This is a genomic window from Pseudolysinimonas yzui (assembly GCF_014653215.1).
Taxonomy (GTDB): Bacteria; Actinomycetota; Actinomycetes; order Actinomycetales; family Microbacteriaceae; genus Pseudolysinimonas_A; species Pseudolysinimonas_A yzui.
This window is the reverse complement of the sequence record NZ_BNAI01000004.1, coordinates 20,313-43,337: the sequence shown is the minus strand read 5'-3', so window position 1 is coordinate 43,337 and position 23,025 is coordinate 20,313. Positions and strand designations below refer to the sequence as shown.

Below are 23,025 nucleotides of genomic sequence, written 5' to 3'. Positions count from 1 at the left end.
ACGCCTACCCGACAGTGTACGGACACCTACGATTGACTCGTGTCCGCCTACTCGCGCAGCGTCCCGCCGGTATGGCTCGTCGCGCTCGCCGGTGGCGTGGCCGTGGGGATGTTCGCGGGCCAGCAGTTCCTCACCTGGATTCCCGTCGTCGCGGCCGGAACCGTGCTGCTGACGTTCGTCATCCAGCTGTCGCTGCAGCGCAAAGAGGGTCTCGTCAACCGCATCATCGCGAGCGTCGGCGGGGTGCTCGTCATCCTCGCGCTCACGACGGTGGTACTCATCCTGCTCCACCCCGCATCCCTCGATAGGCTTGTCGCATGATGCTCGCCCTGGAACTGTTCTTCATCGGGCTTCTCGGGCTCGCGGTGCTCGCGATCGGCTTCGTGTCGCTGGTGGTCGTCTACAACCTCTTCCGCGGCCAGCGCTAGACCGACGGGAGCTGCGATGTTCGACATCGACGCTTCCCTGCCGGCGGAGATCATGCCGCTGTCCTGGCTGCTCGGCGTCTGGGAGGGCACGGGCGTGATCGCCTATCGGGTCGGCGACGGCCTGCGCGAGCACGAGTTCGGTCAGCGGGTCGCCTTCACCCAGGAGGGCGGGTCGCACGTGCAATACGCCTGCACGACCTGGCTGCTCGGGGGCGACGCCGACGACCACCGCGTGCTGTTCTCGGAACTGGGGTACTGGCGGCTGAGTCGTCCGCTCGGCGCTGCCGACCCGGGCCCCGGGATGCTCCCCGGCGTCGGCGAGCCGGTCTTCACTTCCGCCGACGCCGTCGAGACGCTCCGCAACCCGGCGGGGTCGTTCGACATCGAGGTCGCGATCCTGCAGCCCGGAGGCGTGAGCGAGTTGTATCTCGGCACGGTCGCCGGCCCGCGCATCGATCTCGGCACCGATGCCGTCGTGCGGTCCGCATCGGCGAAGGAATACGCGGCCGCGACCCGGCTGTACGGCCTCGTCGACGAGCACCTGCTCTGGGCGTGGGACATCGCCGCGCTCGGACAAGACCTGCGTACCCACGCCTCAGGGAGGCTCGCTCGTGTCGACTGATCCCTTCTCTCAGCGGCCGGAAGCCGTCGGCGACCCGCCGCAGCACTACGGGTCGCCGCTCGCCGAGCAGCGCGAACTCGCCGCCGGCGCGGCGATCGTCGACCTCTCCGACCGGGATGTCGTCACCGTCACCGGCCCCGACCGCCTCACCTGGCTCGACTCGCTGCTGTCGCAGAGCCTCGCCCGCCTCGCCCCCGGGGAGTCGGCCGAGGCGCTCTTGCTCGACCCGAGCGGGCGCATCGAGTACGCCGTGCGCGTCGTCGACGACGGTGAGACCACCTGGTTGCTGATGGATGCCGGCACCGGGGCGGGGATGGCCTCGTTCCTCGACCGGATGCGGTTCATGCTGCGCGTCGAGGTGGCCGACCGGTCGGCGGAGTTCGCGACGATCGGCAGCCTCGGGGCACCCGTCGAGGGGGTGACCTGGCACGACCCGTGGGCCGCGGTCGTCGCCGGCGGTCACCAGTACGCGACCGTCGCCGAGCATCCCGGAGTGGGCTGGACGTACTCCGAGACGCTCGTGCCCCGAGCCGGTCTCGCTGCGCTCGCCGACCGGCCGGCCGCCGGCATCCTCGCCCTCGAAGCGCTGCGCATCGCCGCGTGGCGCCCGCGTGCCGCCACCGAACTCGACGCCACCGCGATTCCGCACGAGTTCGACTGGATGCGCTCGGCCGTGCATCTCGAGAAGGGCTGCTACCGGGGCCAGGAGACGGTCGCCAAGGTGCACAACCTGGGGCACCCCCCGCGTCGCCTGGTGCTGCTCCACCTCGACGGGTCGGACAACATCGCGATCTCCGCCGGAGACGAGGTGCGGTCGGGTGAGACGGTCGTCGGCCGGGTCACCGCCGCCGCCACCCATTACGAGCTCGGCCCGATCGCGCTCGCCGTCGTGCGGCGGGCAACCGATCCGGCGGCGACGCTGACGGTCGTCGGCTCGGAGGGCGCGGTCGCCGCGACTCAGGAGGTCATCGTGCCGACCGACGCGGGCGCCGAAGCCGACGTGCCGCGCATCCCGCGGCTCGGGGCGGTGCGGCGGAACGGATGACCGCGTCCGACGACGGCGGCCTCCGCCGGCTGGAGCGCCGCATCGCGATGCGGACCCGCCTGCGCGATGGCGGCGACCGGGTCTGGAGCTCGCTGCCCGCGATCATCCAGATCACCGTCGCCGTCGTGATCGCGTACTCGATCACCCACTGGCTGCTCGGCCACCAGTACCCGATGCTGGCCGTGACGGTGACCATCACGTCACTCGGACTCACCCGCGACGCCCGTCCCCGCCGGGTCGCGGAGAGCCTGATCGGGATCGCCGTCGGGGTCGCGGTGAGCGAGGCGATCGCGCTGCTGGTCGGTCGCGGCGTCTGGCAGCTCGCGGTCGTCCTGCTCGTCGTCTTCGTCGTCGGGCGGTTCGTCTCACCGAACCCGCAGTTCGCCGTCGCGTCGGCGATTCCGTCGGCGATCGTGATGCTGTTGCCCGCCGGGGATGGCTCGTTCGAACGCACTCTCGACGCCGTCATCGCGGGCGTCGTCGCGTTGCTGGTCACCGCCCTGATCCCCCGCGATCCCGGCCGCACCGCGGCACGCGACCGCCAGGCGATCTTCGCGGTGATCACCGAGTCGACCGAGGCGATCGCCCGGTCGTTGCGCGACGCCGACGAGGCGGCGGGCGAACTCGCGCTCTCCCGCCTGCGTCGGGCCGCGCCGCTGTTCGACGCGTGGAAGCAGTCGCTCGACACGGCGATCGCCGTGGCGCGCATCTCTCCGTTCCTGCGTGGCCGACTCCCCGAGCTGCGACGGAACGCCCGAGCGGTCGACGCCGTCGACTTCGCCACGCGGCATCTGCGCATGATCGCCCGTCGGTGCACCTATCTGGTGCGTGACGGCATCCCGCGCGCGGGACTCGCCGACGCCCTCGCGACGGTCGCGACCGGGGTGCGGATGCTCGGCGAGGAGTTACGGGATCCGCAAGCCGCGGGCGCCTCACGATCGGTGCTGACCGACCTCGCCCGGCGCCTCGACCCGGCGACGCTGATGCCCGACGCCGGCCTCGCCGACGCGTCGGCCCTGCTGCTGCTGCGTCCCCTCGTCGTCGACCTGCTCGTCGGGACGGGCATGCCGCACGACGAGGCCCGCGATCTGCTGCCGCCGATCTAGCGGCCTCCGGTCCCGCCCGGCGCGACGGCATCCCAGTCGACGGTGACCTCGCCGAGACGCCACCGCGCTCGCGTGCCGAGCACCGGCCAGCCTGCCTGCCGCAAGGAAGCCACCACCGCCATCCAGCGTTGCCGCGCACCGTAGACGCCGAGCGGCGCGTGGGTCGCCCACAACCGGTCGAGGGTGGCGAGCAGATCGTGGATGCGTTCGCCCGTGACGTTGCGGTGGATGAGGGCCTTCGGCAGCCGCTCGGCGACGATCGACGGGGCCTCGAGGCCGGCGAGCCGCAGCGAGATCGTGAAGGTGCGCGGGCCTTCGGGTGCGAGCCCCACCCAGGACGCGACGCGGCCGATCTCGTCGCAGGTGCCCTCCACGAGCAGTCCGCCGGGCTGCAGCCGCGCGCACATCGTCGCCCAGGCCGCGTCGACCTCGGAGGCGTCGTACTGGCGCAACACGTTGAGGGCGCGGATGATGGCGGGCCGCCGCCCTTCCGGCAGCGGCACCTCGAATCCGCCGAGCCGGAACTCGACGCCGTCGCGCGTCGCGGCCGACGCCACCCGCACCCGTTCCGGGTCGATCTCGATGCCGATCACCTTCACGTCGGGGCGCACCGCGGCGAGCCGGTCGCGCAGCTCGAGGGTCGTCGTCGCGCTCGCGCCGTAGCCGAGGTCGACCACGAGCGGGTCGTCGGCGCGGCGGAGCTGCGGCTGCGCCGCGATCCACCTGTCGATGCGACGCAGCCGGTTGACGTTCGTCGTGCCGCGGGTGATGCGGCCGACGGGACGATCCATGCCTCGATTCTGCCGTCGATAGGCTGGAGCCCATGTCGACCCTCATCCTGCTCCGCCACGGCAACTCCGATTGGAACCAGAAGAACCTGTTCACCGGATGGGTGGATGTGCGCCTCTCGGAGCAGGGCGTCACCGAGGCCAAGCGCGCGGGCGAACTGCTCGCCGAGTCGGGCCTCGCGCCCCAGATCCTCTACACGAGTGTTCTCACCCGGGCGATCCAGACGGCGAACCTCGCGCTCGAGGTCGCCGACCGGCTGTGGATCCCGGTGAAGCGGTCGTGGCGTCTCAACGAGCGCCACTACGGCTCGCTGCAGGGCCTCGACAAGGCCAAGACCCTCGCGACCTACGGCGAGGAGCAGTTCAAGACCTGGCGCCGCTCATTCGACGTGCCGCCCCCGCCGCTCGCCGACGACGCCGAATGGTCGCAGTTCGGCGACGAGCGGTACGCCGACATCCCGGATGCCGAGTTCCCGCGCACCGAGAGCCTGAAGCTCGTGATCGACCGGATGCTGCCCTACTGGGAGTCCGACATCACGAAGGACCTCGCGGCCGGCAAGACGGTGCTCGTCACCGCCCACGGCAACTCGCTGCGCGCCCTCGTGAAGCACCTGGACGGCATCCCCGACGACGAGATCGCGGAACTCAACATCCCCACCGGCATCCCGCTCGTGTATGAGCTGGATGACGCCTTCCGCCCCACCGCGCCGTCGCGCTACCTCGACCCCGAAGCCGCCGCCGCCGGAGCCGCCGCCGTCGCCGCGCAGGGCAAGAAGTAGTGGCCCGAACTCACTAGCTGTCGCTGGGGATCCAGTCGCCTGTCGCGAGGTACTGCACCTTCTTGGCGATCGAGACGGCGTGGTCGGCGAAGCGCTCGTGGTAGCGCGAGGCGAGGGTCGAGTCGACGGTGTCGACCGCCTCGCCCTTCCAGCTCTCGCCGAGCACCGTGTCGAACACCGAGAGGTGCAGGGCGTCGACCTTGTCGTCTTCGTTGCGGATCGCCTCGGCGATCGCGGTGTCCTGCGTGCGCAGCAGCTCGGTGAGCATGCGGGCGATCTCGACGTCGAGCCGGCCCATCTCGACGAACGTCGGACGCAGCTTCTTCGGCACGACCTTCTCGGGGAAGCGGTAGCGCGCGAGCTGCGAGATGTGGGTCGACATGTCGCCCATCCGCTCCAGCGACGCGCTGATGCGCAGCGCGCTCACCACGATGCGCAGGTCGCGGGCGACCGGCTGCTGGCGGGCGAGGATCTGGATCGCGAGCTCGTCGAGCTCGTAGGCGGCGGCGTCGATCTTGTCGTCGTCGGCGATGACCGTCTCTGCCAAGGTGACGTTCGACTCGTTAAACGCCTGCGTCGCCTTCTCGATCGACTCGGTCACGAGGGACGCGATCTCGACCAGCCGGTCCTGCACCTCTCGCAGCTCCTGCTGGAACACCTCGCGCATCCTGCACGTCCTCTCGTTTCGCGGGCAGCATCGAACCGCCCGAACGCAGGCCACGCTGCCCGCATCAGGTTAACGTCCGGTGTCGGACGCCTGAACTTTCCGCGGCCGGGGCCCGGATCACCGGGGATCCACCCGATGGCGGGTTCCCGGTGCGCCCTAATCTAGTCGCATGGACCAGGCCTGGCTCGTGCCGGTCGCGATCGCGTTCGGATTCCTCCTGGGGGCCGGCTCGGCTGCCGCGATCGTGGCGGCACATCGACGCGGTCAGCGAGCGGTCGCCGTCGTGACGCCGACGGTGCCGGAAGGCGCGGACGAGGTCATCGATTCGCTCGAATCGGCCGGCATCGTGCTCGACGCCTCGAACAACGTGCTCAAGGCCTCGACGGGTGCGCTCGCCTTCGGCCTGGTCTGGAACCAGGCGCTCATGCATCCCGAACTCGTCGCGCTCGTGGATCAGGTGCGCCGCGACGGCGAGCCGATCGGCAAAGAGCTGCACCTCTCGCGCGGGCCGTTCGGCGAGGCATCCATCTATGTCTTCGTGCGCGTGGCCCGACTCGGCACCCGCTTCGTGCTCGTGCTCGCCGAAGACCGCACCGAGTCGTATCGCCTCGAAGAGGTGCGCCGCGACTTCGTGGCGAACGTGAGTCACGAACTGAAGACACCGATCGGCGCGGTGAGCCTGCTCGCCGAGGCGCTGGAGCAGGCGTCGAACGAACCGGATGAGGTCAAGCGGTTCGCGAAGCGGCTCTCGATCGAAGCGGAGCGGCTGGCCCGCACGACCCACGAGATCATCGAGTTGAGCCGTCTCCAGGCATCCGATGTGCTGCAGGAGGCCGCGGTGGTCGACATCGACGCCGTCATCGCGCAGGCCGTCGACCGCAACCGGGTCGCCGCCGAGAAGCACGGCATCGCGTTGGTCTCCGGGGGCGACGCCGGCACCGAGGTGTTCGGGGATGCCGGCATGCTCGTCACCGCCGTGCACAACCTCGTCGCCAACGCCATCCAGTACTCGCCCGACAACTCGCGGGTCGGCATCGGCGTCAGCCACGCCGACGGGGTCGTCGAGATCGCCGTCACCGATCAGGGGGTCGGCATTCCCGAAGCCGAACGCGAGCGGGTGTTCGAGCGCTTCTTCCGCGTCGATTCCGCCCGCAGCCGCAACACCGGCGGCACCGGCCTGGGCCTCGCGATCGTCAAGCACGTCGTGCAGAACCACGGTGGTGACGTGCGGGTCTGGTCGCACGCCGGCAGCGGGTCGACCTTCACCATCCGCCTGCCCGAGGCCGTCAACACGCCGGCCGTCGCCACCACCCTCGGAGCCACCACGTGACGCGCATCCTCATCGTCGAAGACGAGCCCTCCCTCTCGGAGCCGCTCTCGTTCCTGCTGCGGCGGGAGGGCTACGACACCGAGATCGCCGACGACGGCCGGGTCGCGTTGGCCGCGTTCGACCGGGCGGGCGCCGACCTGGTGCTTCTCGACCTCATGCTGCCGGGCCTCTCCGGAACCGAGGTGTGTCGCGAGCTGCGGTCGCGATCCTCGGTGCCGATCATCATGCTCACCGCGAAGGACAGCGAAGTGGATATCGTCGTCGGGCTCGAACTCGGCGCCGACGACTACATGACCAAGCCCTACTCGTCGCGGGAGCTGCTCGCCCGTATCCGGGCCGTGCTCCGCCGGCACACGGAGGTCGCCGACGACCAGCACGGGGTGGTGGAGGTCGGCACCGTGCGGATGGACACCGAGCGCCACTCGGTCTCGGTGCGCGGCAACGAGGTGGCGATGCCGCTCAAGGAGTTCGAGCTGCTCGAGCTGCTCATGCGCAACGCCGGGCGGGTGCTCACCCGCGGGCAGCTCATCGACCGCATCTGGGGGTCGGACTACTTCGGCGACACCAAGACCCTCGACGTGCACATCAAGCGCATCCGCTCGAAGATCGAGGACGAGCCGTCGGAGCCCAAGCTGCTGCTCACCGTGCGCGGCCTCGGCTACCGCTTCGAGGGGTAGCCGAAACGGTTACGGGGTCGGGCTCGGCGTCGGTTCCGGGGTCGCGGTGACCGTCGGGGTCGGCGTGGGAGTCGGGGTCGGCAGCAGGCCGTCGTACTCGCCGAGCGCGACGTCGAGAACCGGCACGTCGATCTGCTTGCCCGGACGGTCGCCGTATTGCACGTAGATCGTCAGCAGCGACCCGGCGTTCGTGTCGATGCCGGGCAGGAAGACCTGGTCGCCCTCGCTGCCGAACCGCACCGTCTCGCCGGCGGGGACCTCGAGCTCGACGTTGACCTTCTCGCCGCCCGACACGTACTGGAGGGTCAGGTCGATGTCGCTGTCGCCGGAGTTGGCGGCGGTTGCCGAGAAGTTGCCGTCTTCGCCGTCTTCGGTGAACACGATCGCGTTGAGCACCTTGACGTCGCCGACCGTCACACTCACGCCGTCGCTGGCGTCGTAGGGCTTCTGCGTCTGCGGGAAGGCGAAGCTGCAGGCACTCAGGCCCACCACGAGGGCGATGGCGGTGGCGATCGAAGCCCCGGTACGAACTCTCACTGCGACCCTTCCGGTCTCTATCTTCACGAGCTTCCCCAGCCTAGCGGCGACAGAGCGCGAGGTCGGAGTTAGGCCAGGCTTACCCCCGGTTCCCCGTGGTAGACTGGCCAGTCTGCGGAAGGAACAACTCCATGCTTTTTGAGGTCGGCGAAACCGTCGTTTACCCCCACCATGGCGCCGCGACGATCATCGAGGTCAAGAACCGCGTCATCCGTGGCGAGGAGAAGCTGTACCTGAAGCTCAACGTCACCCAGGGCGATCTGACCATCGAGGTCCCCGCCGACAACGTCGACCTCGTCGGCGTGCGTGACGTGATCGGCAAGGAGGGGCTCGACCGAGTGTTCGAGGTGCTCCGCGCCCCGTTCACCGAAGAGCCCACCAACTGGAGCCGTCGCTACAAGGCCAACCTCGAGAAGCTCGCGTCGGGTGACGTCATCAAGGTGTCCGAGGTCGTGCGCGACCTCTGGCGTCGTGACCAGGACCGCGGTCTGTCGGCGGGTGAGAAGCGGATGCTCGCGAAGGCCCGCCAGATCCTGATCTCCGAACTGGCGCTCGCCGAGAAGACCGACGAAGAGAAGGCCTCGACGGTTCTCGACGAGGTCCTCGCCTCCTAGCGGTCGCTTCGGCATGACCCCGACGCTCGGGATCGTCGTCGTCGCCGCCGGCAGCGGTGCGCGCCTCGGCGGCGCCGAGCCGAAGGCGTTCGTGGCGCTCCGCGGTGTGCCGATCCTCGAGCGCGCGCTTCGGGGGGTGTTCGACTCCGTCGAACCCGCCCAGGTCGTCGTCGTGGCGCCCGAGTCGCACGTCAAGGCCGCGCGCACCATCGCGGAGCGCGTCGCGGGTGGGGCATCCGGCGCGATCACGGTCGTCGCCGGGGGATCGACGCGCCAGGCCTCCGTGGCGGCGGGGCTCGCGGCCCTGTCGGCGGAGGTCGACACGGTGCTCGTGCACGACGCCGCGCGCGCTCTCACCCCGTCGGCGCTCATCGACCGCGTCGCCCGGGCGGTGCGCACGACGGGGGCCGGCGTCATCCCGGCGCTGCCGGTCACCGACACCGTCAAGCGGGTGGGGCCGGATGCCGTGGTGCAGGGCACCGTCGACCGCAGCGACCTCGTGCACGTGCAGACCCCGCAGGGCTTCCCGCGTGCGGACCTCGAGGCGGCCTACGCGAGCGCGACCGACGAACACACCGACGACGCCGCGCTGTTCGCGGCGCACGGCGGGCGGGTGAGCGTCGTCGAGGGCGAGGCCCGTGCGTTCAAGATCACCACGGCGTGGGATCTGCGTCGCGCCGAGAACGTGCTGGGCGCGCAGACGGCGGGGCTGCGCACCGGCGTCGGAATCGACGTCCACGCCTACGACGAGACGGCGCCGCTCTGGCTGGGCGGCCTGTACTGGACCGACGAACCCGGTCTCGCTGGACACAGCGACGGGGATGCGGTGCTGCACGCGATCTGCGACGCCCTGCTCTCGGCGGCGGGGCTCGGCGACCTCGGAAGCCGCTTCGGCACGAACGATCCGCGATTCGCCGGCGCCGCAAGTGAGGTGTTCGTACGCGAGACGCTCGCCCTCGTCTCGGGCGCAGGGTTCGCCGTCGTCAACGTGGTCGTGCAGGTCGTCGCCGTTCGGCCGAAGATCGCGCCGCGACGTTCCGAGTTGGAGGCGCGGCTCAGCGCGCTCGTGGGTGCGCCCGTCACGATCGGGGCGACCACGACCGACGGCCTCGGGTTCACCGGGCGAGGCGAGGGGATCGCGGCGATCGCGACCGCGCTGCTGTCGGCATCCGCCTGAGGTCTCGACACGCGCCTCCGGCGCTACTCGACCACCGAGAGGGGAAGGGTCATGAAGACCGAGAAGGGGTTCTCCGGGTAGTCGCCGAACGGGCCGCACTCGACGAAGCCTTCGCTCGCGTAGAGCCGGAGTGCGGGCTGGAAGTCGTCGGTGCTGCCGGTTTCGAGCCACAGCGTGCGCATCCCGCGGCGGCGGGCCTCGGCGATCAGGTGTTGCAGCATCGCGCGACCGGCGCCGGTTCCGAGGTGGGTGTCGGCGACCCGCATCGACTTGAGCTCGCCCGACGTCTCGTCGAGTTGCTTCAACGCGCCGATCGCGACGAGGTGCTCGCCCCGCCATCCCGACCAGAACGTCACGTCCGGATGCCGCAGCCCGTCGACGTCGAGGGCGAAGACGCTCTCGGCGGGACTGGAGGCGTGCATCCCGACGAGGTGGTGGGCGACGAGTTCGCGGGTCGGGCCCCCGCTCAGGTCATCGATGCGGAAGACGAGGTGGGACACGGGTAACAGCGTAGAGGCGCGCCCTAAGCTCAACGGGTGACCATCCGGCTGTACGACACGAAGGCGAGAGGCCTCGTCGACTTCGCTCCGCTCGAAGCGGGCAAGGTCGGGATGTACGTCTGCGGGCCTACCGTGCAGTCGAGCCCGCACATCGGGCACCTGCGCAGCGCCCTCGCCTACGACCTGTGGCGCCGCTGGTTCACCTACCGCGGACTCGACGTCACCTTCGTGCGCAACGTCACCGACATCGACGACAAGGTGCTCGTGAACGCGAGCGACCGCGAGCCGTGGTGGGCGGTCGCCTACCGCGTCGAATTGGAGTTCACGCGCGGGTACAACGCGCTCGGCATCCTGCCGCCGACGTACGAGCCGCGCGCGACCGCGAGCATTCCCGGGATGCAGGAGCTGATCGCCGACCTCATCGACAAGGGGCACGCCTACGTCGCCGACGACGGCACGGGCGACGTGTTCTTCGCCGTCACGACCTGGCCGGAGTACGGAGCGCTCACCAACCAGCGCCCCGACGACATGGAGGCGAGCGCCGACGCCGAGACGCGCGGCAAGCGCGACCCCCGCGACTTCGCCCTCTGGAAGGGCACCAAGGCCGGGGAACCCGACTCTGCGTCGTGGAACTCGCCCTGGGGTCCGGGGCGCCCGGGATGGCACATCGAGTGCTCAGCGATGTCGCGGCGTTACCTCGGCGCGGCGTTCGACATCCACGGGGGCGGGCTCGACCTGCGCTTCCCGCACCACGAGAACGAGCTCGCGCAGTCCACGGCCGCGGGGGATGCGTTCGCGACCCACTGGGTGCACAACGGGCTCGTCGTGGTCGAGGGCCAGAAGATGTCGAAGTCGCTCGGCAACTCGATCTACGCCGCCGAGTTCCTCAGCCTCGCCCGGCCGATCGTCGTGCGCTACTACCTGGGCAGTGCGCACTACCGGTCGACGATCGACTACCACGAGGGGTCGCTCGTCGAGGCCGAGGCGGCGTTCACCCGCATCGAGGGCTTCCTCGACCGGGTCGCCCGGGCCGTCGAGGCGACGCCCGAGGTCGAGCAGACCGGCGTGCTGCCGGTGCCCGACGCTTTCGCCACCGCGATGGATGACGACCTCGGCGTTCCGCAGGCGCTCGGCGTGCTGCATGAGGCGGTGCGGCAGGGCAACGCCGCCCTCGACGCGAAGGATGTCGCGCTCGCCGCCCGCCTGCGGGCCGAGGTGGTCGCGATGCTCGGCGTGCTGGGCCTCGACCCCGCAGCGCCGGAGTGGGCGTCCGAGAACGGCGGGGGAGCGGATGCCACGCTCGGCGCGCTCGTCGAGCACCTGATCGGGCAGCGCGAAGCCGCCCGGTCAGCCAAAGATTTCGCCGCGGCCGACTCGGTTCGCGACACCCTGGCCGCTGCGGGGATCACCCTCGAAGACGGCCCCGACGGAACTAGGTGGAGCACCTGATGGCTAAGCCCGGGCGCCCCGGCGCACGCAAGAACAAGAAGGGCCCCCAGGTCGGCACCGGCGGTCACAGCCGCAAGGCGCTCGAAGGCAAGGGTCCGACCCCGAAGGCGACCGATCGCTCCTGGCACGTCGCCGGCAAGCGGAAGGCCGCCCAGGAACGCCTCGACGCCGCACGCGCGAAGCACGGCAAGTCTCCCACCGACGCCCGCCCCGCACCCCAGCGCCGCGCGCCGAAGAAGGAGGGCGAGGCCGAGGTCGTCACCGGTCGCAACTCGGTCGTCGAAGCGTTGCGCGCGAAGGTGCCCGCGACGACCCTGTACATCGCGTCCCGGCTCGAGATGGATGACCGCGTCAAGGAGGCCATCTCGCTGGCCGGCAAGCGCCACATCCCGGTGCTCGAGGTGATGCGGCAAGAGATCGACCGCATGTCGGGGCCCGACTCGGTGCACCAGGGCATCGCGCTCAAGGTGCCCGCCTACGAGTACGCGCACCCCCTGGAACTGCTCGACGCGATCGAGAAGCGCGGCCAAGTTCCGCTGCTCGTCGCCCTCGACGGCATCACCGACCCGCGCAACCTCGGTGCGATCGTGCGCTCGGTCGCGGCGTTCGGCGGTCAGGGGGCGATCGTGCCGCAGCGCCGCAGTGTCGGGATGACGGCATCGGCCTGGAAGACGTCGGCCGGGGCCGCCGCGCGGGTGCCGGTCGCGATGGCGTCCAACCTCACCCAGACGCTGAAAGACCTGAAGAGCCGCGGCGTGTTCGTGCTCGGCCTCGACGGCGGGGGCGACGTGTCGTTGCCCGGCTTGGCGCTCGCGAGGGAACCCGTCGTGATCGTCGTCGGCAGCGAGGGCAAGGGGCTGTCGCGGCTCGTCACCGAGACCTGCGACGCGGTCGTCAGCATCCCGATCGATTCCGCCACCGAGTCGCTCAACGCCGGAATCGCGGTGAGCGTCGCGCTCTACGAGATCTCGAAACTGCGCGCCGCGAAGGGCTAGACGGGCGCCGGGACCGCGAGCAGCAGCTCGAGGTTGTGCGGGCCGCGGGTCAGCTCGCCGGCCTCGATCCGTTGTGCGACCTCGATGACGTGGGTGTTGTAGGGCGCGGGCTGCCCCGCCCGGGTCAGCACGTCGACGACGAGTCCATTGACTTCGCGGTACTCGGAGTGCCGCCCCTTCATCCAGTCGTGCAGCACCGTCGTTCGGGTGTCCGGCAGAGAGTACTTGTCGAGCACCTCGCCGAGCAGGTCGGCGGCATACTGGTCGGGCCCGGTGACCTGCTCGGCGGTGAGACCGAAGATGGGGACGAGTCGGCAGCCGTCGGCGATCGCCGCGCGCGCGGCCTCCTTGCCGCACTCGATCATGAACTCGTGGACGCCCGGCATGCGGACGGCGTCGTAGAGGGCGACGTCGAGGATGGCGGACGGCACGAGCTCACCGGCGTTGGCGACCAGCTTCATCCACTTCGACGACCGGATGTCGGCGGCGATGTCGACGGTGCCGGCGTGGCTGAGGGCGGCTTGCACCGCAGGCTCGCGATCTCGGGCCGCGTCGTCATAGGCGCCGACCGCGAACCAGGAGTCGGCGCGCCGGGTCTGCCGGGTGACGATCCCGGGCTCGAACATGTTCGAGGCCATCTCGATGACCGCGCCGATCGTGCGGCCCGGACCGACGACGTCGGCCATGTCGTCGAGTGACATGCCGTTCTGCAGGCCGACGACGACGCTGCGGTCATGCAGGAGCGGCCGGATGAGCTCGCACGCCCAGCGGGTGTCGTAGGCCTTGACCAGGACGAAGACGATGTCGAACGGTTCGCGCAGTTCGGCGACCTGGCAGAGGTGGTAGGCCGTGACGGCCGTGACCTCGGGGCCGTCGGGCATCCGTACCTCGATGCCGCGTTCGCGCATCGCCTCGACGTGGGCCGGCCACTGCTCGATGAAGGTCACGTCGAGCCCGGCCCGGACCAGGTCTGCCCCGATGCCGGCGCCTTGAGCTCCCGTGCCGAGGACGGCGATGCGCGTCATGATGGCCTCCTTGCCTACTCAGTCCGTCGTGACTTTACACAATGTTCAGTCTGACGCAACACTCGAGGTCACGGCATCGAGGATGCGGCCCAGGTTCGCGGGGTCGGGGGAGAGCTCCCCGCGTTCGATCCGGTGCGCGATCGTGACGACGGCATCGTTCACGGGTGTCGGGACACCGACGCGACGTCCCTCGCGAGCGACGGTCCCGTTGAGATCGTCGACCTCGCTGTGCCGGCCCTTGGTCCAGTCCTGGAGCACCGTTGTGGTTGCCCCGGGCCGGACGAAACCGTCATAGAGGGTGTCGAGCAGGGTCTCCACCACCGTCTCGGGCGTGGCGAGGTCGCTCTCGCGGAGGCCGAAGATCGGCAACACCGGGTGTCCCAGAGCCGCTCCGACATCGAGGGCCTCCTGGCCCGAGCGCAGCATCAGCTCGCGCATTCCGGGAACCCCGAGCGCATCGAGCATGGGGAGGCCGAGGCTCGCGGTCGGCACCAGGACGGTCGCGTTGCTGACCAGCTTCATCCACTTCGTCGCCTCGATGTCCTCGACGATCGCGACGGATCCGGAGTGCCGAAGCAGCGCCGCGACCTGCTCTTCGCGACCACGTGCGGCCGATCCGGGCAGACCGCCGACGGCGAACCACGAGCGGTCGGGGCCGGAGTGGCGGTCGACGATCCCCGGGTCGTACAGCGTGGACGAGATCTCGATGACGGTTCCCATCGTGCGGTCGGCACCGACGATCTCGGCGACATCGCGCGTCGACATGCCGTTCTGAACAGCGGCGAGCAGACCGTCGTCCGCCAGGTAGGGGCGGATGAGTTCCGCGGCCCAGCGGGAGTCGTACGCCTTGACGAGCATGAGCACGATGTCGAACCGGTGCCGCAGGGTGGCGACCTCGCAGAGGTGCATCACGCGCGGCGTGACGTGCAGCTCGCGCTCCGGCATCCGGATGCTCAGTCCGTGCTGGCGGATCGCCTCGACGTGGGCCGGCCACTGCTCGATGAGCGTGACGTCGACACCGCCGGCGTGCAGGTCGGCACCGATCGACGAGCCGTTGGCTCCGGAACCCAGAACGGCGACGCGTTGCCCCGACATGGGACCTCCTTCACTCCCGGTGGACGCCAATCTACAGTCCAGTTGAACGCTCCGACAGTAATACTTGCGAAATGCGCCCATTCTGAGCCAGAGTGTAAAGCGCTGCTGAATGCTCTCGATGAGGAGACACCTGTGCCCCAGCCCCCCACGGCCCCCCGCGCCGAAGAATTCGCCCCCGACCGCCCGTTCGTCTTCCGCAACGCGACCGTCATCACCGTCGACAGCGCGGGAGTGCTCGAGAACGCCGACGTGCTCGTCAGCGGCGACACGATCGCGGCCGTCGGCCCCCGACTCGCCGTCCCGGAGGGAACGCTCGAAATCGACGCGAGTGGCGGCATCCTCACGCCCGGGTTCATCGACACGCACCGCCACATGTGGCAGACAGCCCTGCGCGGCTATGGCGGTGACTGGGCCCTGAGTCAGTACTTCGTCTTCTACTACCTCACCTATGGCAACATCTTCCGGCCGGAAGACATCTACGCCGGCAATCTGCTCTCGGCTCTGGAGTCGGTCGACACGGGTGTCACCACCACGCTCGACTGGTCGCACGGACTGCGCACCGTCGATCACGGTGAGGCGGCACTTCAGTCGTTCCGGGAGATCCCCGGCCGGTTCGTGCTCGGCTACGGCAACTACATGGGCAGCCCCGGCGAGTGGGCGAACACCCCCGAGTTCCGCGAGTTCGTGAGCCGCAACTTCTCGTCGCCGAGCGACATGCTCACCCTCCAGCTCGCGTTCGACGTCACCGGCTCCCCCGACTTCCCCGAGAAGGGGGCGTTCGAGGCCGCTCGCGAACTCGGACTCCGGGTCACGACCCACGCCGGCGTATGGGGGGCGACGACCGACACCTCGATCTCGCAGATGTACGACGCCGGGTTCATGACGCCCGAGGTCACCTACGTGCACGCGACGACTCTCGGCGCCGAGAGCTACCAGAAGATCGCCGCCACCGGGGGAACCGTCTCGGTCGCGACCGAGAGCGAGCAGAGCGCCGGTCAGGGCTACCCGTCGACCTGGGCCATCCGCAAGTACGGCATCCCGGCGTCGCTCTCGATGGACACCAGCGTGTGGTGGAGCGCCGACTTCTTCTCGGCGATGCGCGCCACGCTCAGCGCGGACCGGTCGCGCGACCACCTCGAAGCACACGCGCGCAACGAGACGATCGTCACCAACCGCCTGCGCGCCGAAGACGTGCTCTGGATGGCGACGATGGGCGGCGCGACCTCCATCGGCATGGCCGACAAGCTCGGCTCGATCACCGTCGGCAAGAAGGCCGACCTGGTGCTGCTCAAGAACGACGAGTCGCCGGCGATGACACCGATCCTCAACCCGGCGGTGCACGTCGTGTACCAGGCCGGCACCGCCGACGTGCACACCGTCGTCGTCGACGGCAAGGTCGTGAAGTACGAGGGAACCCGCCTCGGCCTGCCGCTCGCGCCGATCCGCGACAAGGTCGCCGCGTCGGTCGAGTACGTGCGGTCGCAGATCGGTGACGCGTGGGAAGAGGGCATGCACCCGGAGATCCCCGCCGACGAGGCGATCCCGAACCCGTACGCCTACACCGACTCTGGCGACGCGCAGGTCAAGGCCTCGTCGTGATCCTGCACCTCGCGGCGTTCACCTGGGCCGATGACGTCACCGCGGACGACGTCGCCGAGCTCACGGCGGCGCTCGAGGAGATGGCCGCGGGTATCCCGGCCCTGCGTTCCTACCGCTGCGGCGAGAGCCTCCGGCTCCGGCCGGGGGGCGCCGACTACGGCGTCGCGGCGGTCGTCGACGACGAGGCGGGGCTCTCGGCCTACCTCGACTCGGCGGCGCACGCCGCGGTCTACGAACGGCTGCTGGGCCGGATGATCGCGACCCGCGCCGCCGTGCAGCTACCGGTGCCGGACGGGACGCGGGTATGAGCGAGTCCTCGGCCGCCGTCTTCTACGGGCCCGGGGACGTGCGGATCGAGGCCCGCGTCGTTCCCGAGCCCCGCGAGGGCGAGGTGCTCGTGCGCGTCGCGGTCTGCGGCGTCTGCGGCAGTGACGCCACCGAGTATGCGCGAGGGCCCGTGCTGAGCCGACCGCCGGTCGTGCTCGGGCACGAGTTCGCCGGAACGGTCGAGCGGATCGGTCCCGGCGTCGTCGGCCTCGCGGTCGGCGCGCGCGTCGTGTGCGGAGCCGGGGTGGCGTGCGGGACATGCCGCATGTGCCGACGCGGACGCACCAACCTGTGCACGTCGTACGAGACGCTCGGACTCCACCATGACGGCGGGCTCGCCGGGTATGCGCTGGCGCCGGTATCGACGCTCTACGACGCGACGGCGTCAGGCCTCTCCCTCGACACCCTCGGGCTCGCCCAGCCGATGGCGGTCGCGGTGCATACGGTACGGCGCAGCGGACTCGACGCCGACTCCGACGCCGTCATCGTCGGGGTCGGGGGGATCGGCAGTTTCATCACCGTCGCGGCCGCCGCGACCGGGGCCCGCGTGCTCGTCGTCGATCGCGATCCGGGGCGTCTCGACCTGGCGCGGCAGCTGGGCGCGCACGAGACGCTGCTCGCCGGCGAGGCGACCCTCTCCGATCGGCTGAGCGAACTCGGGATGTCGCCCGACGTGCTGTTCGAGGTCAGCGGCAGCGCGCCCGGCCTCGCGTCCGTGCTCGACGCCGCGCGGCCGGGCAGCGTGATCGTGCCGGTCGGGATCCAGAAGGAAGCCCTCTCGGTCGAGCTCGCGGCCTGGACGTTGCGGGAGTACACGATCGTCGGCACGGTCGCGCACGTGCTGGCCACCGACATCCCGGAGGCGGTCCGGCTGCTGGGCACCCGAGCCGACTGGAGCGACGTCGCCGCGGAGGTCATCCCGCTCGACGCGGTCGTGTCCGCCGGACTGGACCCGCTCATCGCCGGCGACGCCCGGCAGATCAAGACCCTCATCGATCCGTGGACCGACGCTCCGCGGACAGCCCGACACGGGAGGACACCATGAGCCGCACCCTGATCCGTGGCGCCGCCGTCGTCACGATGGATCCCGCCATCGGCGACTTCGAGCGCGCCGACATCCTGATCATCGACGGAGCCATCGCCGAGGTGCGGCCCGGGATCGAGGCCGACGCCGAGGTGATCGACGCCTCGACGATGATCGCGATGCCGGGCATGGTCGACACCCACCGCCACACCTGGCAGACCGCGCTGCGCGGCATCCTCGCCGACGGCAACATCCCCGACTACCTCCGCGGCATCCGTCTGCAGATGGCCCCGCGCTATCGGGCCGAGGACATGTACGTCGGCAACTACCTCGGGGCACTCGACGCCCTCAACTACGGCGTGACGAGCATCGTCGACTACTGCCACAACATCCTCGACCCCGACGGTGCGCACGCCGCCGTGACGGGCCTGCTGGATGCCGGCATCCGCGGGCTCTACGGACACGGCATGACGCCGATCCTCGAGAACAAGTGGAGCGAGAGCAAAGGGGGCACGGCCGGCTCCGCGGAATCCGAGAGCTATGGCCGCCGATCGGCACTCGCCCTCGAGATCAAGTCGCGGTACTTCTCCTCCGATGCCCAGCCGCTGCGGTTCGGCCTCGTGCCGCAAGAGCTCGCGATCACCCCGGTGGCCGAAGTCGTGCGCGAGTTCGGGTTCGCCCGCGAGCTCGGTGCGCGCATGTCACAGCACGCCAATCAGGTGATGGTGCGCCAGCTGTTCAAAGACGTCGAGGTCATGCACGAGCACGGCCTGCTCGGCGACGATCTGCTGCTCGTGCACTGCACCTTCAACACGCCCGAGGAGTGGACGATGCTGGAGGGCACCGGCACCATGGTCTCGGTCTGCGCCGAAACCGAGATGCAGATGGGGATGGGGTACCCGGCGATCGCGGAGGTCACGGCGCACACCCCGGGCCCGAGCCTGGGCATCGACTGCGTGAGCGGCGATTCGGGCGACATGATCTCCCATGCCCGCCTGGTCCTCCAGGCGAGCCGCTACCGCGCCGACGAACCCGGGTACCGGGAGTGGAGGGCGCCTCAGGAGATGAGCTGGACCACCCGGGATGCGCTGCGTTGGCTGACCGTGAACGGTGCGAAGGCGGCGGGGGTCGATGACGTCGTCGGCTCGCTGACTCCGGGAAAGCGCGCGGATGTCGTGCTGCTGGAGATGGGCGGCGTCAGCCAGGCGGGCTGGAACCGCCGCGATCCCGCGGGGGCGATCATCGCCCAGGCCCATGCGGGTCTCGTCGACACGGTGCTCGTCGACGGTCGCGTCGTGAAGCGCGGCGGGCGTCTCGTGCACGTCGACGTGGCGGCCGCGATGCGCCGCATGGAGGGCTCGCAGAGCTACCTCTACGAGCAGATGGATGCCCACGGCGGCTTCATCCCGCAGCCTCCCATCGACATCCCGCTCTACCGCGAACGCGCCTGAGCTGCGACCGTTGTTCAGCTTCACTGGACAAAACGGTAACCTCTACTTGACAGTGTGCAGTCAGGCTTCTAGAGTCGTGCGCACACACCCACGACGGCGCGGAACGTGACAGTGCCGTCACCCGAACCAGGAGTCAACTCTCGACATGAGCAAGCGCACACTGCTTCGTGGCGGCATCATCATCACCTCCGCCACCCCCGGCGAATCCCTCGAGGGAGCCGACCTGCTGATCGACGACGGGAAGGTCGCCGCGATCGGCCATGATCTCGCCGTCGCGGACGCCGAGATCATCGACGTCACCGGACGCATCGTGCTCCCGGGCTTCGTCGACACCCACCGGCACACCTGGCAGTCCGTCGTGCGCAACGTCGCCTCCGACTGGTCGCTCACCGAGTACCTCGCGGGGCTGCACACCGGGCTGAGCAAGTACTACCGCCCCGAAGACACCTACGCCGGCAACTACCTCGGCGCACTCGAGGCCCTCGACTCCGGCATCACGACCCTCGTCGACTGGTCGCACAACCTCGCGACTCCGGAGCACGCCGACGCCGCCGTTCAGGCGCTCACCGACACCGGCATGCGTGCCGTCTTCGCCCACGGAGGCGGGTCGAAGCAGTGGGGGGCGCCGCTGCCGTCGCCGAACAACCACCCCGCCGAAGACGCCCGACGGGTGCGCGACCGCTACTTCAGCGACAACACCGGTCTCGTGACGATGGCGCTCGCGCTCCGCGGACCGCAGTTCACGACGCCTGAGGTCAACGCCCACGACTTCCGTCTCGCCGACGAACTCGACCTGCGCGTCACGATCCACGTCGGAGACGGGTACTGGGGCAAGTCGGGCCCGATCCGCAAGATGAAGGCCGACGGGCAGCTCTCCGATCGCATCACCTACGTGCACTGCTGCACACTCGGCGACGACGAACTGCAGCTGATCGCCGACTCCGGCGGCACCGCCTCGGTGTCGCCCGACGTCGAGATGCAGATGGGACACGGCTACCCCGCGACGGGACGGCTGCTGAAGCACGGCATCCGCCCGACCTTCTCGATCGACGTCTGCAGCAGCAACGGCGGCCACATGTTCGGCACGATGCGCACCGCCCTGGGCATGCAGCGCGCGCTCGACAACGCACCCGCCGTCGAGACGGGCGAGGTCATCGAGCGCATCGGCCTCACCTGCGCCGAGGTGCTGCAGTTCGCGACGCTCGACGGCGCGAACGCTGCCGGGCTCGGCGACGTGACCGGATCCCTCGAGGTGGGCAAGGCGGCCGACATCGTCGTGCTCGACGACCAGTCGCTCGCGATGACGCCGATGAACAACCCGTTCGGTGCCGTCGTCTACAACGCCCACCCGGGGCTGGTGCGCGACGTCTGGGTCGCCGGCACGCAGGTGAAGAAGGACGGCCGCCTCGTCGGGGTCGACTACGCCAAGCTCCGTGCGATGGCGACGGCCTCGCGCGACTACATCGTCGGCGAGATGCCCGAAGCCGAACTCGGCGGCGGATGGCATCCCGTGCTGGCCGCGGGCTGATGAACGGCGTGCCCCCGCAGGCATCCACCGTGCTGGATCGCCGACCGCTGCCCGCGCTCGTGCTCTCGTGGCCGAGCACGCGCGCCCTCATCGCCGTGCTGGCACTGTTCCTGGTGAGCCCGCTCATCGCGATCGGAAGCGTGGGCCCGACGGCGATCGTGTCGATGCTCCCCTTCGCCGCGCTCACCGCGATCATCGCGGTCGGGCAGACCCTGGTGATCCAGCAGGGCGGTCTCGACCTGTCGATCCCGGGCGCCGTGACTCTTGCGGCGTTCATCGCGGCGAAGTTCGGATCCGACCCGGCCATCGGGTTGCCGCTCGCGGTCGTGATCGCCGTCCTCGGCACCACGCTGTTCGGCGTGCTCAGCGGTGTCGTCATCGCCGTCTTCGGCCTTCCACCGCTCGTGGTCACCATCGCGAGCAACGCGCTCCTGGTCGGTGCGGTGTACGCGGTCTCGGGCGGCTTCGCGGCGCAGGCACCCGAAGCCCTCTCCGACTTCGCGCTCGATCGGGTCGGCGGCGTCCCCGTGCTCGCCGTGATCGCGGTCGTGCTGGTCATCGTCGTGCAGGCCGTGCTGAAGCTGACCCGGCTCGGGCGTCGGTTCGAACTCGTGGGCGAGAACCCGCGCAGCGCCGAGGTGATCGGCATCCCGGTCAAGGCCTACGTGATCTCGGCCTACGGCCTCGCAACCTTCCTCGCGGCGATCGGCGGCGTGCTCCTCGCGGGCTTGCTGCGCCAGCCGATCCTCACCGCGGGCAACGTCTATCTGCTCCCCTCGATCGCGGCCGTCGTACTCGGCGGAACCGCGCTCACCGGGGGTCGCGGAAGCCTCGTCGGTACGGCTCTCGGTGCGCTGTTCCTCGCGCAACTCAGCCAGCTCGTGCAGACCTTCACGCAGGCGACCGCCGTGCAGAACATCGTCCAGGCGCTCATCATCGGCGTCGGGATCGTCGCCCAGCTTCAGCTGGGCGGCTCCTCGGCGAGGCTTCGCGGCCTCGTGCAGAGGCGTGCAACACAACCCAACTCATCACCCGATGACTCAACGAGGAGTGTGCAGTGAATCACATCAGCAAGCATCATTCGATCCGGGCGGCGGTGATCGGAGCCGTCACCCTGGGCGCGCTCGTGCTCGCCGGCTGTTCGTCCACCAACTCCAGCAGCGGCGACGGTACGGGCAACAACCTCGAGGCCGACATCGCGGCCGGCTCGGTCGGCACGGTCGACCAGTTCGCCGACATCGCCGACATCTGCCCCGAGGAGGGCGAGATCTCGGTCGGCGTCGTCGACGGCTACGGCACCAACTCCTGGTCGAAGACCGTCCTCGCCGAGATCGAGAGCGAAGCGGCGAAGTGCCCGGCGATCACCGGTGTCGAGTTCGTCGCCGGTCGCGGTGACCTCGAGGCGACGACCTCCGGCATCACCAGCCTGGCCTCGAAGGGCACCGACATCATCCTGGTGATCCCGGATGCCGGTCCCGGTGAGGCGCACCTGCCCGCGATCCGGCAGGCCACGCAGGCCGGCTCGATCGTCGTCAACTTCGCCTCCGACCCGCAGGGCGAGCGCGGCGTCGACTACCTCGACTACACCGACCAGGATGCCGCGGCATCCGGAGCGGCGTGGGCGGAGTGGGTCGTCGAGCTGCTCGGCGACGAGGGCGGCAACGTCGTGTTCCTCGGCGGGCCGGCCGGCGCCCTCGTGTCGGTGCAGGAGTTCGAAGGCATCACCGAGGTGTTCGCGGACAACCCGCAGATCACCCTGCTCACCCCCGAGCCGGTCGTCACCAACTGGGACCCGGCGCAGGCGCAGCAGGCGATGGCGGGGCTGCTCTCGCAGTACCCCGACATCGATGCGGTGATCGCCGACTACGGCGCCGTGGCGTCGGGTGTCATCCGGGCGTACGAGGCCGCCGGCCTTCCGCTCCCGCCGATCACCTCGACCGACGACAACTCGCTGTCCTGCGGGTTCGCCGCTCTCAAGGAGACCAACCCGAGCTACGAGCTCGCCACGGTCACCTCGCGCACCTGGAACGGTCGCGTCGCGCTCCGCAAGGCGCTGGCCGCGTTCACCGGAGGCTCCGACCCGGAGCCGTCGATCTTCCAGTTCTCGCTCTACGAGGACTCGACGGGAGCCACGGATGGATCCGTGCATCCCGACGAGGCCTGCCTGCCCGACGCCCCGGCTGACGCGACGCCCTCGTCGCTGCTGACGGCTGACGAGATCGCCGCCCTCTTCGGGTGATCGCGGTCGGCTGACCACACCCA

At 70.0% G+C, this 23,025-nt stretch carries 24 protein-coding genes; 18 read left to right on the top strand and 6 right to left on the bottom strand.

What is annotated here, in order from left to right:
- The first annotated feature begins 39 nt into the window (after positions 1 to 39).
- The 4 genes from IE173_RS10515 to IE173_RS10500 all read left to right on the top strand — a co-directional run bounded on the left by IE173_RS10515 (position 40) and on the right by IE173_RS10500 (position 3,201).
- Positions 40 to 321, top strand: a complete 282-nt coding sequence (locus tag IE173_RS10515; protein ID WP_191283450.1) for a hypothetical protein — start codon at positions 40 to 42, stop codon at positions 319 to 321.
- 123 nt (positions 322 to 444) lie between these two features.
- On the top strand, positions 445 to 1,050 hold the full coding sequence (locus IE173_RS10510) for a nitrobindin family protein (RefSeq protein WP_191283449.1): 606 nt from the start codon (positions 445 to 447) through the stop codon (positions 1,048 to 1,050).
- Complete coding sequence (gene ygfZ / locus IE173_RS10505; RefSeq protein ID WP_191283448.1) at positions 1,040 to 2,095, top strand: CAF17-like 4Fe-4S cluster assembly/insertion protein YgfZ; 1,056 nt, start codon at positions 1,040 to 1,042, stop codon at positions 2,093 to 2,095. Before IE173_RS10510 ends, ygfZ begins: the two co-directional genes overlap by 11 nt.
- Positions 2,092 to 3,201: an FUSC family protein gene (locus IE173_RS10500; RefSeq protein WP_191283447.1), complete on the top strand. Its 1,110-nt coding sequence runs from the start codon at positions 2,092 to 2,094 to the stop codon at positions 3,199 to 3,201. Before ygfZ ends, IE173_RS10500 begins: the two co-directional genes overlap by 4 nt.
- On the opposite strand, the gene IE173_RS10495 is transcribed toward IE173_RS10500, so the two are convergent.
- On the bottom strand, positions 3,198 to 3,992 hold the full coding sequence (locus IE173_RS10495; protein ID WP_191283446.1) for a class I SAM-dependent methyltransferase: 795 nt from the start codon (positions 3,990 to 3,992) through the stop codon (positions 3,198 to 3,200). The genes IE173_RS10500 and IE173_RS10495 overlap by 4 nt on opposite strands.
- Positions 3,993 to 4,024: 32 nt before the next feature.
- Here IE173_RS10495 and IE173_RS10490 point away from each other — a divergent pair, with 32 nt between their 5' ends.
- Positions 4,025 to 4,768 carry a phosphoglyceromutase gene (locus tag IE173_RS10490; RefSeq protein ID WP_191283445.1) on the top strand — a complete coding sequence of 248 codons (744 nt, stop codon included), beginning with the start codon at positions 4,025 to 4,027 and terminating at the stop codon, positions 4,766 to 4,768.
- Positions 4,769 to 4,781: 13 nt separating this feature from the next.
- Here the strand turns inward: IE173_RS10490 and phoU are convergent, their stop codons facing one another.
- A complete protein-coding gene (gene phoU, locus IE173_RS10485) occupies positions 4,782 to 5,435 on the bottom strand; it encodes a phosphate signaling complex protein PhoU (protein ID WP_191283444.1) in 654 nt (217 codons plus the stop codon).
- Between the two features lie 169 nt (positions 5,436 to 5,604).
- Between phoU and IE173_RS10480 the strand changes: the two genes are divergently transcribed.
- The gene (locus IE173_RS10480; protein WP_191283443.1) at positions 5,605 to 6,765 is read left to right on the top strand and encodes a sensor histidine kinase; all 1,161 of its coding nucleotides are present in this window, start codon (positions 5,605 to 5,607) and stop codon (positions 6,763 to 6,765) included.
- Positions 6,762 to 7,442 carry a response regulator transcription factor gene (locus IE173_RS10475; RefSeq protein WP_191283442.1) on the top strand — a complete coding sequence of 227 codons (681 nt, stop codon included), beginning with the start codon at positions 6,762 to 6,764 and terminating at the stop codon, positions 7,440 to 7,442. Before IE173_RS10480 ends, IE173_RS10475 begins: the two co-directional genes overlap by 4 nt.
- A gap of 9 nt (positions 7,443 to 7,451) precedes the next feature.
- Here the strand turns inward: IE173_RS10475 and IE173_RS10470 are convergent, their stop codons facing one another.
- Positions 7,452 to 7,979, bottom strand: coding sequence for a DNA modification methylase (locus IE173_RS10470; RefSeq protein ID WP_191283441.1), 528 nt, complete (start codon positions 7,977 to 7,979; stop codon positions 7,452 to 7,454).
- Between the two features lie 131 nt (positions 7,980 to 8,110).
- Between IE173_RS10470 and IE173_RS10465 the strand changes: the two genes are divergently transcribed.
- On the top strand, positions 8,111 to 8,593 hold the full coding sequence (locus tag IE173_RS10465) for a CarD family transcriptional regulator (RefSeq protein WP_191283440.1): 483 nt from the start codon (positions 8,111 to 8,113) through the stop codon (positions 8,591 to 8,593).
- 13 nt (positions 8,594 to 8,606) lie between these two features.
- A complete protein-coding gene (gene ispD, locus IE173_RS10460) occupies positions 8,607 to 9,770 on the top strand; it encodes a 2-C-methyl-D-erythritol 4-phosphate cytidylyltransferase (RefSeq protein WP_191283439.1) in 1,164 nt (387 codons plus the stop codon).
- Positions 9,771 to 9,793: 23 nt separating this feature from the next.
- Here ispD and IE173_RS10455 read toward each other — a convergent pair whose 3' ends face one another.
- On the bottom strand, positions 9,794 to 10,270 hold the full coding sequence (locus IE173_RS10455) for a GNAT family N-acetyltransferase (RefSeq protein WP_373298467.1): 477 nt from the start codon (positions 10,268 to 10,270) through the stop codon (positions 9,794 to 9,796).
- 36 nt (positions 10,271 to 10,306) lie between these two features.
- On the opposite strand from IE173_RS10455, the gene cysS reads away from it, so the two are divergent.
- Both cysS and rlmB read left to right on the top strand, forming a co-directional pair.
- Positions 10,307 to 11,719 carry a cysteine--tRNA ligase gene (gene cysS, locus IE173_RS10450; protein WP_191283438.1) on the top strand — a complete coding sequence of 471 codons (1,413 nt, stop codon included), beginning with the start codon at positions 10,307 to 10,309 and terminating at the stop codon, positions 11,717 to 11,719.
- Complete coding sequence (gene rlmB / locus IE173_RS10445) at positions 11,719 to 12,714, top strand: 23S rRNA (guanosine(2251)-2'-O)-methyltransferase RlmB (RefSeq protein ID WP_191283437.1); 996 nt, start codon at positions 11,719 to 11,721, stop codon at positions 12,712 to 12,714. Before cysS ends, rlmB begins: the two co-directional genes overlap by 1 nt.
- Here rlmB and IE173_RS10440 read toward each other — a convergent pair.
- Both IE173_RS10440 and IE173_RS10435 read right to left on the bottom strand, forming a co-directional pair.
- Positions 12,711 to 13,739 carry a ketopantoate reductase family protein gene (locus IE173_RS10440; protein ID WP_191283436.1) on the bottom strand — a complete coding sequence of 343 codons (1,029 nt, stop codon included), beginning with the start codon at positions 13,737 to 13,739 and terminating at the stop codon, positions 12,711 to 12,713. The two genes, rlmB and IE173_RS10440, sit on opposite strands and share 4 nt — an antisense overlap.
- A gap of 45 nt (positions 13,740 to 13,784) precedes the next feature.
- Positions 13,785 to 14,834 (bottom strand): ketopantoate reductase family protein, encoded by a 1,050-nt coding sequence (locus IE173_RS10435; RefSeq protein WP_191283435.1) that lies wholly within the window; start codon positions 14,832 to 14,834, stop codon positions 13,785 to 13,787.
- A gap of 132 nt (positions 14,835 to 14,966) precedes the next feature.
- On the opposite strand from IE173_RS10435, the gene IE173_RS10430 reads away from it, so the two are divergent.
- From IE173_RS10430 to IE173_RS10400, 7 genes are all read left to right on the top strand, one after another.
- Positions 14,967 to 16,433 (top strand): amidohydrolase family protein, encoded by a 1,467-nt coding sequence (locus IE173_RS10430; RefSeq protein WP_191283434.1) that lies wholly within the window; start codon positions 14,967 to 14,969, stop codon positions 16,431 to 16,433.
- Positions 16,430 to 16,741, top strand: coding sequence for a Dabb family protein (locus tag IE173_RS10425; RefSeq protein WP_191283433.1), 312 nt, complete (start codon positions 16,430 to 16,432; stop codon positions 16,739 to 16,741). Before IE173_RS10430 ends, IE173_RS10425 begins: the two co-directional genes overlap by 4 nt.
- Positions 16,738 to 17,805 carry a zinc-dependent alcohol dehydrogenase gene (locus IE173_RS10420; RefSeq protein ID WP_191283432.1) on the top strand — a complete coding sequence of 356 codons (1,068 nt, stop codon included), beginning with the start codon at positions 16,738 to 16,740 and terminating at the stop codon, positions 17,803 to 17,805. The genes IE173_RS10425 and IE173_RS10420 overlap by 4 nt, the downstream gene beginning before the upstream one ends.
- Entirely contained in the window at positions 17,802 to 19,235 is a 1,434-nt protein-coding gene (locus IE173_RS10415; protein ID WP_191283431.1) for an amidohydrolase family protein, read from the top strand. The genes IE173_RS10420 and IE173_RS10415 overlap by 4 nt, the downstream gene beginning before the upstream one ends.
- Before the next feature lie 145 nt (positions 19,236 to 19,380).
- Positions 19,381 to 20,763, top strand: a complete 1,383-nt coding sequence (locus IE173_RS10410) for an amidohydrolase family protein (RefSeq protein WP_191283430.1) — start codon at positions 19,381 to 19,383, stop codon at positions 20,761 to 20,763.
- Entirely contained in the window at positions 20,736 to 21,824 is a 1,089-nt protein-coding gene (locus IE173_RS10405) for an ABC transporter permease (RefSeq protein WP_191283429.1), read from the top strand. Before IE173_RS10410 ends, IE173_RS10405 begins: the two co-directional genes overlap by 28 nt.
- Positions 21,821 to 23,002, top strand: a complete 1,182-nt coding sequence (locus IE173_RS10400) for a substrate-binding domain-containing protein (RefSeq protein WP_191283427.1) — start codon at positions 21,821 to 21,823, stop codon at positions 23,000 to 23,002. The genes IE173_RS10405 and IE173_RS10400 overlap by 4 nt, the downstream gene beginning before the upstream one ends.
- The last annotated feature ends 23 nt before the right edge of the window (positions 23,003 to 23,025 follow it).